Annotated in this window: 17 protein-coding genes; 7 read left to right on the top strand and 10 right to left on the bottom strand. The window is 40.7% G+C overall.

The window, feature by feature from the left end; translation table 11 throughout:
- Window positions 1-98 precede the first annotated feature (98 nt).
- The 4 genes from CDG77_RS02985 (at window position 99) to CDG77_RS02970 (ending at window position 3122) form a co-directional block, all read left to right on the top strand.
- Window positions 99-731, top strand: coding sequence for a bifunctional 4-hydroxy-2-oxoglutarate aldolase/2-dehydro-3-deoxy-phosphogluconate aldolase (locus CDG77_RS02985; protein ID WP_094327855.1), 633 nt, complete (start codon window positions 99-101; stop codon window positions 729-731).
- A 113-nt stretch (window positions 732-844) separates the two neighbouring features.
- Window positions 845-1360 carry a L,D-transpeptidase gene (locus CDG77_RS02980; protein WP_094327853.1) on the top strand — a complete coding sequence of 172 codons (516 nt, stop codon included), beginning with the start codon at window positions 845-847 and terminating at the stop codon, window positions 1358-1360.
- Window positions 1361-1837: 477 nt separating this feature from the next.
- Window positions 1838-2377 carry a L,D-transpeptidase gene (locus CDG77_RS02975; protein WP_094327851.1) on the top strand — a complete coding sequence of 180 codons (540 nt, stop codon included), beginning with the start codon at window positions 1838-1840 and terminating at the stop codon, window positions 2375-2377.
- Between the two features lie 181 nt (window positions 2378-2558).
- Window positions 2559-3122, top strand: coding sequence for a Uma2 family endonuclease (locus CDG77_RS02970; RefSeq protein ID WP_094327848.1), 564 nt, complete (start codon window positions 2559-2561; stop codon window positions 3120-3122).
- On the opposite strand, the gene CDG77_RS02965 is transcribed toward CDG77_RS02970, so the two are convergent.
- On the bottom strand, window positions 3085-3309 hold the full coding sequence (locus tag CDG77_RS02965; RefSeq protein ID WP_094327846.1) for a type II toxin-antitoxin system HigB family toxin: 225 nt from the start codon (window positions 3307-3309) through the stop codon (window positions 3085-3087). The genes CDG77_RS02970 and CDG77_RS02965 overlap by 38 nt on opposite strands.
- Window positions 3310-3314: 5 nt before the next feature.
- Complete coding sequence (locus CDG77_RS02960) at window positions 3315-4913, bottom strand: Hsp70 family protein (protein ID WP_094327844.1); 1599 nt, start codon at window positions 4911-4913, stop codon at window positions 3315-3317.
- A gap of 95 nt (window positions 4914-5008) precedes the next feature.
- Here CDG77_RS02960 and CDG77_RS35155 point away from each other — a divergent pair, with 95 nt between their 5' ends.
- Window positions 5009-5239 (top strand): hypothetical protein, encoded by a 231-nt coding sequence (locus CDG77_RS35155; RefSeq protein WP_143856950.1) that lies wholly within the window; start codon window positions 5009-5011, stop codon window positions 5237-5239.
- A gap of 54 nt (window positions 5240-5293) precedes the next feature.
- Here the strand turns inward: CDG77_RS35155 and CDG77_RS02955 are convergent, their stop codons facing one another.
- The 4 genes from CDG77_RS02955 to CDG77_RS02940 form a co-directional block, all read right to left on the bottom strand.
- Complete coding sequence (locus CDG77_RS02955) at window positions 5294-5917, bottom strand: hypothetical protein (RefSeq protein ID WP_094327843.1); 624 nt, start codon at window positions 5915-5917, stop codon at window positions 5294-5296.
- 197 nt (window positions 5918-6114) lie between these two features.
- Window positions 6115-6585: a HEPN family nuclease gene (locus CDG77_RS02950; RefSeq protein ID WP_094327841.1), complete on the bottom strand. Its 471-nt coding sequence runs from the start codon at window positions 6583-6585 to the stop codon at window positions 6115-6117.
- Window positions 6586-6657: 72 nt separating this feature from the next.
- Window positions 6658-7029, bottom strand: a complete 372-nt coding sequence (locus CDG77_RS02945) for a type II toxin-antitoxin system VapC family toxin (RefSeq protein ID WP_094327838.1) — start codon at window positions 7027-7029, stop codon at window positions 6658-6660.
- On the bottom strand, window positions 7026-7277 hold the full coding sequence (locus tag CDG77_RS02940; RefSeq protein WP_223269697.1) for a DUF2281 domain-containing protein: 252 nt from the start codon (window positions 7275-7277) through the stop codon (window positions 7026-7028). Before CDG77_RS02940 ends, CDG77_RS02945 begins: the two co-directional genes overlap by 4 nt.
- A gap of 171 nt (window positions 7278-7448) precedes the next feature.
- On the opposite strand from CDG77_RS02940, the gene CDG77_RS02935 reads away from it, so the two are divergent.
- Window positions 7449-7643: a hypothetical protein gene (locus tag CDG77_RS02935; protein WP_094327837.1), complete on the top strand. Its 195-nt coding sequence runs from the start codon at window positions 7449-7451 to the stop codon at window positions 7641-7643.
- A gap of 118 nt (window positions 7644-7761) precedes the next feature.
- Here CDG77_RS02935 and CDG77_RS02930 read toward each other — a convergent pair whose 3' ends face one another.
- From CDG77_RS02930 to CDG77_RS02915, 4 genes are all read right to left on the bottom strand, one after another.
- Entirely contained in the window at window positions 7762-8001 is a 240-nt protein-coding gene (locus tag CDG77_RS02930) for a hypothetical protein (RefSeq protein WP_094327835.1), read from the bottom strand.
- Between the two features lie 164 nt (window positions 8002-8165).
- A complete protein-coding gene (locus CDG77_RS02925; RefSeq protein WP_094327833.1) occupies window positions 8166-9149 on the bottom strand; it encodes a polysaccharide deacetylase family protein in 984 nt (327 codons plus the stop codon).
- A 232-nt stretch (window positions 9150-9381) separates the two neighbouring features.
- Window positions 9382-10266 (bottom strand): aspartoacylase, encoded by an 885-nt coding sequence (locus tag CDG77_RS02920; protein ID WP_094327832.1) that lies wholly within the window; start codon window positions 10264-10266, stop codon window positions 9382-9384.
- Window positions 10267-10319: 53 nt separating this feature from the next.
- A complete protein-coding gene (locus CDG77_RS02915) occupies window positions 10320-11375 on the bottom strand; it encodes a glutathione S-transferase family protein (RefSeq protein WP_094327830.1) in 1056 nt (351 codons plus the stop codon).
- A 947-nt stretch (window positions 11376-12322) separates the two neighbouring features.
- Between CDG77_RS02915 and CDG77_RS02910 the strand changes: the two genes are divergently transcribed.
- Window positions 12323-13807, top strand: coding sequence for a galactose oxidase-like domain-containing protein (locus CDG77_RS02910; RefSeq protein WP_094327829.1), 1485 nt, complete (start codon window positions 12323-12325; stop codon window positions 13805-13807).
- The last annotated feature ends 43 nt before the right edge of the window (window positions 13808-13850 follow it).

The following is a 13850-nucleotide window of genomic DNA, read 5'->3' as shown; positions in this document are numbered from 1 at the left end:
CTCCTCTACTAGAAGAATTAAGCTGGCTTTTCAGAGACTGTCTCTAAAGTAATGTAATGTTGCAAAATCAGGCGACTAATCCTTAATTTCCAGTTAAAATGCCCAATCAAATTTGGTTATCACAGTTGCAAAGACATAGAGCGATCGCAGTCATCCGCGCCCCTAAAATCGAAGTGGGACAAAAAATGGCAATGGCTGTAGCATCTGGGGGAATGCAGCTTATTGAGATTACCTGGAATAGCGATCGCGCTGGGGAACTAATCAGTCAACTACGCTCAGAATTACCAGCCTGTACTATTGGTACTGGTACGTTATTCAATGTGCAGCAGCTAGAAGAAGCGATCGCATCTGGGGGTCAATTCCTCTTCACCCCCCATGTCGATCCCGTAATGATTCAAGCAGCGCAAGAAAAAAATGTGCCTATCGTTCCAGGGGCGCTGACTCCTACAGAAATTGTTACCGCCTGGAGTCAGGGCGCTAGTTGTGTAAAAGTGTTTCCCGTACAAGCAGTGGGAGGGGCTGATTATATCAAAAGTTTGCAAGGGCCACTAGGTCAGATTCCCTTAATTCCTACTGGCGGGGTGACTCTAGAAAATGCCAAAGAATTTTTGCAAGCAGGAGCGATCGCTGTCGGTTTGAGCGGTGAATTATTTACCAAAAAGCTTGTCACAGAGGGAAATTGGGAAGCGATCGCATCTAGGGCAAAAAAACTCATGCAACAGTTAGGTTAAATTAGAATCAAATCATCAAAAATTAACGTCTATTAAAGTAGTGGATAAGGAAATAAAAGTGAAACCTGATAAGTTTCTCAATACCTGATGATTTGAGTGTGAGTGTATCTAAAATGAACAGACTTATTTATTCTGACTGGGTGCGTCGCTTAAAAATACTCCTTACTGGTACAGCACTTTCTTTAAGTGTTTTTACTACTACTGGAACAAGTGAAGTTTGGGCGAATTCCAAAGAGCAAGTGATTGCACAAACAATCCAGACATTACAACAATCAGATCGGCGTTGGATTCAAATTGATCTTTCAAAGCAACGCTTAATAGCTTGGGAAGGTGACAGAGTGGTTTATGGAAGTGCAATTTCCTCTGGCAAAAAAGCTACTCCCACTCTTGTTGGTACTTTTAAAATTCAATCTAAGTTCAAAACTACGCGGATGCGCGGAGAAGACTACAACGTTGACAACGTTCCTTATGTGATGTTTTACCAAGGTAATTACGGTATTCACGGTGCTTACTGGCATAAAAGATTTGGCACTCCAGTCAGCCACGGCTGTGTGAATCTCTCACCTAAACATGCAAAATGGCTATTTGAGTGGGCATCCATAGGAACACCAGTAGTTATCCAGAAATAGTAGGTGGAGCAACCATAAGGCAATTTAGATAAAATCATTAATAACAACAAATCAAGACAATTGAGTGATTCCCAGCAATATTTTATGCTGGGAATCTTCGGAGTCGGAATTAATGGATTTGAAATAAAATATATAAGAGGGTATTCATCCCAAGTTGGGATTTTAGATTTGGAATTGAGGATTAAAAGTCTTTTCCTAATTTGATATTATCCACTTTCCCCCAAATAAATAAGCGTAAATCCTGACAATTCCTGTGTGAAACTACAAATGCAAATATTAATTGGGTAAAACTTTGCATTGACGCATTTAGATTACATATTTTTTTGTAAAGGTTGTTCTTAGTCATTAAAGAATGACAAATAACCAATGACTAATTAGATGCGGATTAGTTTAGGACTTGTTTTGAAAAGTATTAGCGGATGAATTGCGTAAATCCTTCACTTCATGATTTTTGCGTACTTTAGAAGGTCAGGCATAATGCAATTCTGGATTCGCAGTGGTGGGATTCGTTCTTCAAAAACTTTTTGTACAAGCGTGGCGTTGGTGGTAGTGACTTTATTTTCGTGGTCAGCACCGTTAGCAGGCGATCGCAACTCTACCACAGCGATCGCTGCGTCAGTCGATGAAAATGGCATCACTGAATTTAATCTCAGGCAAACATCCCAACCTCGCTGGATTGAAATTGACCTGTCAGAACAACGCTTACGTGCATGGGAAGGTAAAAAACTTGTTTATTCATACCGCATTTCTGGAGGGAAGCGATCGACTCCCACACCCATAGGTAGATTTCGGATTAATTCTAAGTATCGCACTCACCGGATGCGAGGCAAGGGCTACAATATTCCTGATGTTCCTTACACAATGTATTTTTACGAAGGCTATGCCATCCACGGTGCTTACTGGCATAATCGTTTTGGCACTCCAGTTAGCCACGGTTGCGTGAATTTACCTGTTAAGCAAGCACGCAATGTTTACAACTGGGCTAGCTATGGAACTTTAGTAGTGGTACATAAATAATTCGTAATAGAGCCTCCGGCACGCTCCGCGAACGTAATTCGTAATTAAGAATTATGGTGATGATGAATTAATCACTGCTCAATTCTTTCGTTGATCTATGGATAGGTGCTTTAACTCTGTGAATGCACCTGTCCGTAGATACTGCTAGACTAAAAACACATCTTCGAGGGATTCAGGAGTCATGAGCTACTCAACTACTCAACTACTTACCCTGGAAGAGTTTCTGAAGCTTCCAGAAACAAAGCCTGCGAGTGAATATGTTAACGGTAAGATTATTCCTAAGCCAATGCCGAAAGGGAGACACAGCCGCTTGCAAGGCAAACTTGGTGCTGTTGTTAATGAAGTTGCGGAAAATCAGAAGATTGCCTATGCGTTTCCCGAATTACGTTGTAGTTTTGGAGAACGCTCAATAGTACCAGATGTGGCTGTATTTCAGTGGGGACGCATACCGTTCACTGTTGATAATGAAGTACCTGATAATTTTGAACTTCCACCAGACTGGACGATTGAGATTCTTTCGCCAGAACAAAAACCTAACAAAGTAATTGGGAACATTCTCTACTGTTTAAAGTATGGTAGTCGTCTGGGATGGTTTCTCGATCCTGATGACGTGAGTATTTTGGTATTTCTACCAGAACAACAGCCAGTGCTATTTCAGGGAGAAGATTTTTTGCCTGTATTACCAGAAATTAAACTTACACTAACCGTCAATCAAGTTTTTGGATGGTTAAAGATGGGTGGCTAGAAATAACTATCAGACGATATTTGTTTCCTTTGATATTAAAAACAGTGAAATTACCAACAGCTTCTGCTTCAGGATAAACGGCTTGCACTTCGGTAAGATTATTCCATGTACTTTTATTGGCAGCTTTGTACCAGTTGTTAAGCTTTTGACAAAATTCGCGCAGCTTTTTACGACTGATAATGTGCATTGTATCTAACTCAATTGTGCCACGAGTTGATTCTCCAAAAGCGTGTCATTGGTTAACAAGTCTTCAACAGTGATTCGTAAAAAGCGTTGCTCATCAACTTGAAAGAGAATTTTGATGCGATCGCTTCCAGGATATCCGGCTGGTGTCAGTTGGGCAATTGTTCTCGCGCCTTCTCGATCGTTGAGGGGTTTGACGGTGGTTTCGTTACCATCTAGACGACGGGTAATTAAGCGATCGCCATCAAAATAAACTTCGGTACTACCCGTATCTGCTCCCAATTCTCCCATAATTAATTCAATGCTGGGCTGATTTTCTAAAGAAGCGCCTAAGACTAATTCTACTGGCTGACTCATTGGGTATGCTTGTCCCGCTTTAATCAGAGAATGCCATTTGTGACGCTGATTGCGGCGATCCCAGTAGCGGATACCATAACTATGATAGAGAAAGTCTTTGATTTGTATCCCTTGAGCTAACTGTAATGCACCTTGAGCGATCGCTTCAAAGGGACGTTCGCAACGGATTTTTTCTGGCTCAAAATACTGTTTGATCCATGTCTGCACTGCTGGTAATTGCACAGTTCCACCAACCAACAAAACTGCATTAATATCAGAAAGTTCAATTCCCTGGCGTTTTGCTTGCTGCAACAATGTCGTCATCGACTCATCTAGTAACTCAAAAAAGGCGTGTTCTTTGAGGATATTTTCAAAAGTATCGCGGTTTAATTCTAATTCATAGCTTTCAAATGTCTCATCATCAAAATAAACTTCACTAGCTTGGTTTTGGGTTGATAGCTGAATTTTTACCCGTTCTGCCAATCGTGTTGTCAAGGGACTTACCGCCAACTCTTGAGTTTTGACAAAGTAATCTACCAACCAATTATCAATATCAGTACCGCCCAGATTTTGCCCAGCTTTCGCCAGTACACGGGCAGTTTTAACTTTTTGTTTTGAATCTTCAGCCAAAGACTTATTACCCCACTTGAGAAGAAATCCCAAGGGCTTTGTGGTTGCTTGCACGCTTTGATCCAACCGGACAAGGGACAAATCTAAAGTGCCACCACCAAAGTCAATCACCAAGAGATTTTCTCGATCTGCCAAGCCATAACCCAAGGCGGCGGCTGTGGGTTCATCCAGCATCCGCACCTGCTCAATGGGGAGGGCTTGACAAACTTGACCCAACCAGTGACGATAGGCTTCAAAACTGTCTACAGGTACGGTTAACACGAGAGAATCTAACCCACCTTGCAGAGGTGCTAGTTCTTCAATTACTTTGGTGAGGAACCATTGCCCTACTTGCTCAAAAGTGACAATTTGCCCATCTAGTTCGGGTAAATAACCTTGGATATTTGCACCAATACCCCGCTTGAAGCTGCGGAAAAATCGCGTTTCGCCTTTGAGGTCAAGACCGCGATCGCGTACTTGTTGCCCAATTAAGACTTTATTTTGGGTTGCGTCTTCAACATAAACCAAGCTGGGAATCAGTGGCGGATTGAGACTTTGTTTAATTGATAAGCCTGGTAGAGTCAGGGTTTCTGGCTGCTGGGTTACGGGGTTCCAACGAGCAATGACTGTGTTGCTAGTACCAAAATCGATTGCGATCGCCATATTTTATATTTTATTATCTCGCACGAAGATGCCAAAGCTGCTTTCTTTGTGATTATTCTCTATAAGTTACCAAGAATGCAAATGCGCCCATAGGCTTGCTTCTTTGCATCCCAACCCAGATATCGATTCAGTCTGTTGCAGCGAAGTGTTACCTGCAACGGATAGGACAGTTAGACAATGATTCTGGGTTTCGACGTGTCCAGGAGGTGCAATTAACTCATAGTTTTTCAGCCGAACTCGGTCATGCCAGTAGTCAAACAATGTATTGCTGTTTGTCCATTATTGTGCGATCGCTTGTAAATATTCTCCGCGATGACGAGTACTGATTGATTCTCTGGGGATTCTGGGGATTGACCTAACAATTTAGGAGTGGGGAGTGGTCAAAATCTGGTGACATCTTTTCTCAATATCTCTAATCTCTCTACTAAATTCCTAGCTTTATTTATTGCTAATTCAAACTCTTCCTTTTCCAACTGTCCAATTTCATATTCCAAACATTTTATTTTATTTTTTATATCAGGAATAATTGAACTTGAGATAAATTCATTTATGTTTGTTGAATAATTTTTGTCAAGACTTTCTCTTCCTTTCTTTAATCGCTCTAGTATTTCATTCACTGACATCTCTTTAATATCAGTACCAGAAAGTTCAATTTTTTCATAAAACTCAGATATTTGGTATCTTAAGTTCTCATATAATTGATTGATTTTTTCATAAACTTCAATCCAAGTTACTTTCTCAGCTACCCTTAATTTAATATCACCATAATAATTAGAATTCTTTCTTCGTAATAGAAGTTCATTATTTATTAAATCTTGCACTTCTGAGAATTTATGAGCCGCATCATTAGGTAGCCGAAAAATACAAACAAATGTATATGAATCTTGTTTCTTAAGCAACTCAACAGACTTTTCTGAAATTCGTTCAATCTCTAACTTTAATGACTTTAAATATCCTAATTCTGGGAGGTTTAACTCATCCTGGTTAATATTTACTAAACACATATCAAGCCTTTTGTTCTAAAAATATCTAATAAATATTAAGTTTATTTTGCTTAAAAGCCCTCAGAGAAATCACAGTTATCTGTAAAAATAAATTACATAAGTAGACTTGCAGTCAAAAATTCTTTTTACCAACTTTATGGAGTGCGATCACCTACGCCGGACGGACACGCCATCGCCTTTTAGACTTAAGAATCTTTTTACCGAAAGTCTCTCATGTTTTTAGGTGGTGGCTTTACTGACTGCGCCAATTTTGTTACAAAGGTTTTCAAATTATCAAATGGCACAACGGCACAGAAACCGTCTTTGTCCTTGAACTCAAGGCTAGTGATTTGAACGCCATCTCCATGCAGGCAAAGACTGGTATGAGCAACGGCGTTTCTGAGTTTTTTAACAAATTTCGGCAGAGTGTGATGGTCTTCCGATCCCCAATCTTGGATGAAGTCGGGGGAAAGTCCCCACTCTTCTAATTCTTTAATAGGTTTATTAGGAATACTCCTATAGCAATGTTCTTTGGGTAAAACCAAAAGACCTAGTAGGCAGTTGATGAGTAGCGTAACTTCAAATTGCTGGTTTTCTGAAACACACTTCATTACGTATTTTTCATACTGCTCAACGATTTCGAGAGTTCGAGCGATAAAATCGCGTTGAAAGATTTCGTCATATTCCATTTTGCCCTCCGCGTTCTGAATAAATTTTTTAGCGAAAGCTAAGTAGAGGCACTGGCTAATTAGTACAGAAACCTAATCTAACCCGGAACTCCGGGTTAGTGGTAGTTCACGAGTAGGATACAGTTCTGCCATCCTCACCAAACACGCATCTGCTAACGACATTGGAACTGATTGATAACGCTGCATCAACTCGGAAACAGCAGCAGATTCTTCAGAGAGCCGAAACGGAAGATGGATAATTCCCTTTTGTACAAAAGAAATTACTGCTGCTTCTCCTCCATAAACATTCTGTAAGAGAAAACAAGCCTCTGTAACTACCGCTTCACAAGTTAACAAAGGTGGTTCAATCTGTCCAAACTGATTTGTCACCCATTTATGAAACTGCTCTCGACTGTTGACTAAAGCTACTAATGGCCCTGTATCTAGCAGTACCGCTTGCTTCATTCTGTTAATGGTCTTTTAAGGTACTCCTTGTTTGTCGAGAGATCCCCAGGCCCAGAATCCACGCAGCCAACTAAGTCTCCTGCTGCTTCTAAAGCAGACATTGGCGTGCCATCATGGTGCAAAAACTCCACTGTTAGTGATTTCAATTGCAGAAATTCTACAAAGTCAAGTACTTGCTGCTGTTGTTCCTTTGATAAGGTAAGAACCTTTTGGGCAATAAGAAGCTCTATACCAATTGCTCTCGTCACCAGTCTTTCCTCCAGTCCCATCACTTCAAGTCTAAATCCAACTGCCTCAGTCACGCAGAAACCAACAGAGCGTTGAAAATTTTGAAATGACTAGGTTTTGTCAATAAAACAACGTAAGTGACCAAAAAGCTGATTATTTCGTTCACCAATCCAGGCGATTAACCCAGACTTATGAATAATACACATAGCAAACTTACTTACGTAGATTATATTGTTAAACTTCCTGAGCGATCGCTGGAGGAGTTTTGTCGCTGGGTGTACCGCTTTATGGGTAATGCTCAGTTTATCTATCCTCAACATCTCGCTGAAAAACACCAGAAATTTGCTCGTGCATTAATAGATCGGTATTCTTCCAAAGCCACATAAATACAGGATAATTGACCCACATAACTTAAATGCTGGCCGAAAGTCAAAGTGGAGACACTGGCTAATTAGTCCAGAAACCTAATCTAACCCGAAGTATCGGGTTAGTGGTAGTTTACGCTCAATCTTCATGCCTTAACTGCCATACTGCACCGCAAGCGGCCCCAGCCCCAGCTAACAATCCGGTACTCATTCCTTGGATAGTTTTTTGGATTGGATCTTGAGTTAGACAGTCACTTGTAACCTTACTGTCTTCCAAGCAGAGATTACTTTCTGCCCAAGCAGCAGTACCTCCCAAAATTACACCAGTTATACTACAGGAAATAACTAGCAGCAAAAGGCGTTGAGTTTTTCTAACCATAGATAGATGTGTAAAAAATTGAAGATAGTAGTTGACTATCAATTACTTTACACATTCTTGCAAGCAAATGTCAGCTGGTTTCAAAATTGAAACAGGGAAAAATTAATTTTCCCTGTAATTAAGGATACAAATTTACCTGAATAAATCCCATAGATTATATTTTTTTACCTCTTTTGAGGCACTAATACAGGTAGTTGACGTGCGCCGACTACGGATTTGGCGTGTTGTCCAACAGTTAAAACATTGAACTGACTGGATATAAGTTCTAAACTTTTGTTCACTATTGCCAGCTTTTTGTAGGTGGGAACACTCATTCCAGGGAAGAATGATAGTTCTGGCACATCCTCTTGGCTGATAAAGTCTGTAGGATGGAATAGCAAAGAAGGCTGGACGCGCGTAAGTTTACACAGCCAAAGGGCAATTCGCAGGTAGAGTAAGGCCACTTCCGAAGAAAATGTACTCAGGTACATGATGTAACTGAAGTGAATTGGCACTTTGAAAATTGGCATCGTGGTAACGGGAATTTCAGTCAGTTTATCCTTACCCATCTTCCACTGGAAAGGTTTTAAAGGCTGCAAACCATCCTTAAAACCACCAAACAGGGCTTCCCGTTTCTTACGTTCTTCCTTGCTCAGTTTACAGGTCATCAAATAATAAGCTCGTGCTATGGGCCCCAAAAATGTGGGGAAAGTCGAAGCATCATATTCGTATCCCCGTCGTGCTAAGACTTTCAATACCGCAGGAGAAAAACTGTATCCCGGCCCCCGAAAGCCGATAGGATGTTGATGAGTGACGCGCTTGATATGTTCTTCGGCCAACGCCACCTCTTGTTCAATTTCATCCTCTGAATACAGATGTAGCCAAGGATCGTGGTAAAATGAATGATTGCCAATTTCGTGGCCGGCGTAAGCGATCGCTTGTAATGCTTTGGTGTTCTTTTCCAGGGCTGCATCTTGACCCACAATGAAGACTGTGATTGTCAAATCCCATTGCTGAAAAATATCTAAGAAACGAGGGACTGCAATATCTAAGTAAGAGGGAAAAGTCTCCCAACCCGGAGCGCCCTGGTTTTTTAGAAAAGACCAAACGTTATCCAAGTCTAAAGAAAGACTGGCTATTGGTTTGTTTCCTGGTCGCTTCGCTTTCATTATGAATTTAAGTATTTGGACAATTTTAAGCGTAAATTTAACTAAGTCTTAGAAAGACGGATTTAAGAACCTGCAACTTTACTTTATTCCTTGGGAATGTCTACAACTGGATATTCAACATCTCAACAGCTACAGGGATTATAAATTAGGATCGGCATATTTTCTAGGTTATGATGCTCAATTTATATCATTAGTTCCAATAAAAAGCGATCGCACAAAAATTTTCAACATCCTAAATATTGATTTGCTGTCTCTGAGTCAAACACATTGCAATTCCTTTTTCGTAGTAAGCTGCCTCATTAATAAAAATCGGCCAAACGGTAGATGCACCTTCATAAATAATTGTTTTATCGTCAAAAGTTAAGAAGATTGGATCTCCTGGATTCAAGGCTTGGTAATCCTTGTCTTGAAGCTCTGGATGAATCATCCCAAAGATTTTACCATTCGGCTGTTTTGGATAATCCACAACTGATAAATGGTCATAGAGAATTAAGGTTTTGTTAGTTGATGAAATTTTCCCCTGGTTAAACTGTTCTAGATAGCCAAGAACTGCATAAATAAGTTCTTCTGTTTGTTGGAACAGCATTGCTTTTAAGAGTCCTTGAGCAATCGGGCCAACCTCGATCGCAAAGCCTAATTCACACAGAGAATTTACAAATGGATTTTCTGCAATTGATTTAAAAGAGCAGCGATAAATCCTTACCAAAGGACTAATCTGGCTGAGATAAGCAGCTAATTGCAAGTTTAGGGGATGACTGTTTACCAAAATAATTGTCAGACCCATATTAGCTGTACTGCTGTGCAAATCTAAGATAAAATCTGCTTGTTTACCTCTGTTTGATGTTAAGATGTTTTGAATTGATTTAGCTTGCAATTCTTCGTAACTGTTAAGAGTTGGATTTTGTAAATCTTGCTTGAGAAAACATCGATTTAAATCCTTTTCTACATATCGCCTCCCTGCTGCAAAAGCGTTAGGATTTGCTAACAGAGTCACTGTCTCAAAACTTTGTCTAGCAATCAAATCAGGAAACTGGGCAAATTTTTGGATTAAATAGGCCCCAGTAAACTCATTGCCATGAGTTCCACCGACAATTGCAACTCGATTAATCTGGTTCACAATTACACTAACTCCAGACGTGCAGGCATCGAGGTTTTAGTTCTCAATGTATATTATGAAGCATTTACTGTGCCGATGCGATCGCGCCCAGATGGTTCATCAAGATAAGACATATCAGGCCCATTAGGAATTATCCCACCAGGATTGAGTGGGAATAGGTTCCCGTAGTAGTCTCGCTTCACACTCTCGACATCGCAGGTGTCAGCTACGCCGGGAAGCTGATATACATCGCGTAAGTAAGCTCCTAAGTTGTGATAGTCTCGAATTCGCTGTCTATTGCACTTAAACAACCCGTAGTAGGCACTATCAAACCGAAATAACGTTGTGAATAAACGGACATCTGCAAGTGTGATATTGTCTCCACACAGATATCGACTAGTTTGCAATGCGATGTCAATCTCATCAAGAGTTGCGAACAGTTCGTTACAAGCTTGATTGTATGCTTCTTGGCTTTGGGCAAAGCCACAGCGATACACACCGTTATTTACCGCGTGATAAATCTTCTCATTCCACCAGTCAATCTTCTCTTTGAGTGCTTCTGGGTAAAGATTGAGGGTGGGATTGTTAGCGAACTCGTTAAACTCAGAGTTCAGCATGACGATAATCTCTGAACTCTCATTGTTAACGATAGTTTTTGTTTGGTTGTCCCATAAAATTGGAACTGTAGAGCGTCCACTGTAACCAGGTTCTGCCAACTGATAAAATTCAGCCAGAGTGCGACAACCTTCTTCTTCCTCGTTGAATATCCAACCGCCTTCGATGGGAGAAGGAGAGACGATACATACTGATATTACCGCTTCGAGCTTTTTTAGCGATCGCACAACCAAGGTTCGATGCGCCCAAGGACAACCCAACCCAACATAGAGTTTGTAGCGCCCTGCTGCTGGTGGGTGGGGATTTCCCTCTTCTGTGCCAATGAACTTGCGAAACTGACTATTAGGACGAATATATGCTCCCGACTGATTGCTCGGAGCAAGCTTTGACATCATTATCTGCCACATAGTCGTCCAGACAAATTTTCCTAGCCAAATGATTAGCTTTGGAGGTAGTGTCCTACCCTTTTTCTTTGGGAGATTTTTTTCGTCATCCATTGGAGTTGATTTGCTCATGGTGACAATCTTGCTTTGGGAGGATTGACATTATCAATGTTTTTATCACAGTAGGTTTCGGTGTTTACAACTTACTCTGAGTTTTACTACTTTACTACGCTTTGCCTGTGCTTTGTATCGGACTCTTTATGAAAAATTTCTCCGCTAATCGTCATTCAAATTTCATTTGTGGATGTATTTACCCTTTTTTACATCAAATCATTGCTAAAAAGTTAAGTTTATTAACCATTTATCAATAAGTAATAGTGTCATAAATCTAGGTCAAAAACACAATTATTAAGCCAGCGCTCCCCAATGGCAGTCTATTTACCAAATTATGAGCAAAGGGAACTGACCCCTCAAACTTCTCTTTGTGTTTATATATCGTATTTAAAAGCATCATGCATCCTAACCTTAACAACCCAGTACAAAGATTAATTTATATACTGTACAGCAGCACAGATTATTAACAGAGTAATTACTATTAGCGCAAGGGATTTACTTTATCTTTTTATAAAAAACATCACATCTTTACACTCAATAAACTTAAATAAGTATAGATATAAGTCAATACAGTTCAGTTAAGGCTAAAACTCTTTGTTAAAGTTAGTTTTTTACGAACCACAAAGACATAGAGTACACAAAGAGAAGAAAAAAAACGCTTCGCTTAACTGAACTGTATTGAGATATAAGTTTAGAGGTTGTTTGAAAAGTGGTCGGCTGTGATATTAGGCACTTATTGATCCCCCCTAGCCCACGCCAGTCGCTCATGGGGAAACCCCCAAGACCGCGCTGGCTCCCCTTAAAAAGGGGGGAAACGGAATCAAAGTCCCCCAATTTATCGGGGGATTTAGGGGGATCTAAAAGTATTTGATACATCACCAAGGACTTTTCAAACATCCTCTTAGGAAGACATTAATTAAAAAAGAACAATAAATAAAAATTACGTAGGAATAATTGTAAATAAAGTGACTCAACATAATAACAAAACCAACCTTCAAGAAGAAACAGATTTAGGGACTTTCATAGCTCAGGCTACTACCACAGACAAATGGGAAGTATTGTCGTACAATGCCCCAATCCTACCCATACATGGCGCTCTACTTCGTACTGGTAAAGTATTCTTTTTTTGTGGCTCAGGTAACGATCCCAATCGCTTAAATAATCTCTATGACAGTGTGGTGTGGGATGTAAACAAGGGAACATTTACCCGTCAAGCGCCTCCATTGGATAGTAATAATAACCCTATTGACCTTTTTTGCGCCGGTCACTCGTTCACCTCTGATGGTATGTTGATGGTTGCCGGTGGAACTCTGCGCTACGATCCATTCTATGGTTCACCCTTTGCTGTAATGTTTGATCCCATTACCGAGAAATGGGTCAACAAACCATCAATGAATAATGGCCGCTGGTATCCTACTGTGTTAACACTAGGCAGTGGTCGGATATTCGCAGTGGCTGGGCTTGGTATAGATGGCAAGCTCAACAAACAACCAGAAATTTATTCTTCTACATTTGCAAATGGTTGGAACGCTTTTCCAACAACAAGCGCCTTACCGTCATACGCACATCTATTTCTATTAAGTAATGGAAACATCTTTTATTCAGGTGCTCAGATGGGTGGTACCGCAGTGACACCAAGAATATTAACCCTGCCAGGGACATTTACACAATCCATTACAGAAAAACTGGTGCCAGGGCTGCAAGACCCAGCTTTCGGCGATCAAGCTGCCAGTGTGCTTTTACCACCTGCACAAAACCAAGCCGTCATGATTATCGGTGGAGGTAGTGCTACTGCGACAACAAATAGGGTAAATATTGTAAATCTAAAAGCTACTAACCCAACTTACGTAGGATCGAGGTTTCTAAAAAATGGTCGGAAGCATCTCAGCGCAGTTTTGTTACCCGATCGCACAGTGTTTGTTTGCAATGGTAGCAGAATGGATGAGAACACAGCCCAATCAATGCTACCAGCAGAAATCTACAATCCAGTCACAAATTCCTGGACAGCAGTAGCTAAACAAAATATCCCCCGCGTATATCACTCTGTGGCCTTACTCCTGCCAGATGGGAGGGTAGCCACAGCTGGGGGGAACCCTCAACGGAGAGTCGCTGAACTGCGATTAGAAATCTACAGTCCTGCCTACATGTCGCGGTCACGACCAATTATTCAGAGCGCTCCTCAAGCATTGAGCTACGGGCTGCAATTTACAATTCAGACACCCCAAGCTGCAAATATTAAATGGGTTAGTCTGATTAGACCAATGGCAACTACCCATTCCTGCGATACAGAACAAAGGTTAGTGGATGTACCGATTAATTTTAGGAATGCTACTTCTCTCAATGTCACAGTAACAGACAATCGAAACATCGCACCACCAGGCTGGTACATGCTTTTTATTAGTGACAACAATGGGACACCCTCAGTAGCGACCTGGACGCGAATATCTTAGTTTTACCCGTTTAGGTTCAATACACAACTACTTAATAAAAGTC

Source organism: Nostoc sp. 'Peltigera membranacea cyanobiont' 213, assembly GCF_002245975.1.
Lineage (GTDB): Bacteria > Cyanobacteriota > Cyanobacteriia > Cyanobacteriales > Nostocaceae > Nostoc.
This window is presented reverse-complemented; position numbering and strand designations above follow the sequence as displayed.

What these genes read in the sequence shown, in the direction of transcription:
- CDG77_RS02975 (WP_094327851.1), top strand. Translation starts at nt 1,838, where the DNA reads ATGCAATTCTGGATTCGCAGTGGTGGGATTCGTTCTTCAAAAACTTTT.
- CDG77_RS02915 (WP_094327830.1), bottom strand. Translation starts at nt 11,375, where the DNA reads ATGAGCAAATCAACTCCAATGGATGACGAAAAAAATCTCCCAAAGAAA.
- CDG77_RS02980 (WP_094327853.1), top strand. Translation starts at nt 845, where the DNA reads ATGAACAGACTTATTTATTCTGACTGGGTGCGTCGCTTAAAAATACTC.
- CDG77_RS02985 (WP_094327855.1), top strand. Translation starts at nt 99, where the DNA reads ATGCCCAATCAAATTTGGTTATCACAGTTGCAAAGACATAGAGCGATC.
- CDG77_RS02945 (WP_094327838.1), bottom strand. Translation starts at nt 7,029, where the DNA reads ATGAAGCAAGCGGTACTGCTAGATACAGGGCCATTAGTAGCTTTAGTC.
- CDG77_RS02925 (WP_094327833.1), bottom strand. Translation starts at nt 9,149, where the DNA reads ATGAAAGCGAAGCGACCAGGAAACAAACCAATAGCCAGTCTTTCTTTA.
- CDG77_RS02930 (WP_094327835.1), bottom strand. Translation starts at nt 8,001, where the DNA reads ATGGTTAGAAAAACTCAACGCCTTTTGCTGCTAGTTATTTCCTGTAGT.
- CDG77_RS02965 (WP_094327846.1), bottom strand. Translation starts at nt 3,309, where the DNA reads ATGCACATTATCAGTCGTAAAAAGCTGCGCGAATTTTGTCAAAAGCTT.
- CDG77_RS02970 (WP_094327848.1), top strand. Translation starts at nt 2,559, where the DNA reads ATGAGCTACTCAACTACTCAACTACTTACCCTGGAAGAGTTTCTGAAG.
- CDG77_RS02935 (WP_094327837.1), top strand. Translation starts at nt 7,449, where the DNA reads ATGAATAATACACATAGCAAACTTACTTACGTAGATTATATTGTTAAA.
- CDG77_RS02955 (WP_094327843.1), bottom strand. Translation starts at nt 5,917, where the DNA reads ATGTGTTTAGTAAATATTAACCAGGATGAGTTAAACCTCCCAGAATTA.
- CDG77_RS02950 (WP_094327841.1), bottom strand. Translation starts at nt 6,585, where the DNA reads ATGGAATATGACGAAATCTTTCAACGCGATTTTATCGCTCGAACTCTC.
- CDG77_RS02960 (WP_094327844.1), bottom strand. Translation starts at nt 4,913, where the DNA reads ATGGCGATCGCAATCGATTTTGGTACTAGCAACACAGTCATTGCTCGT.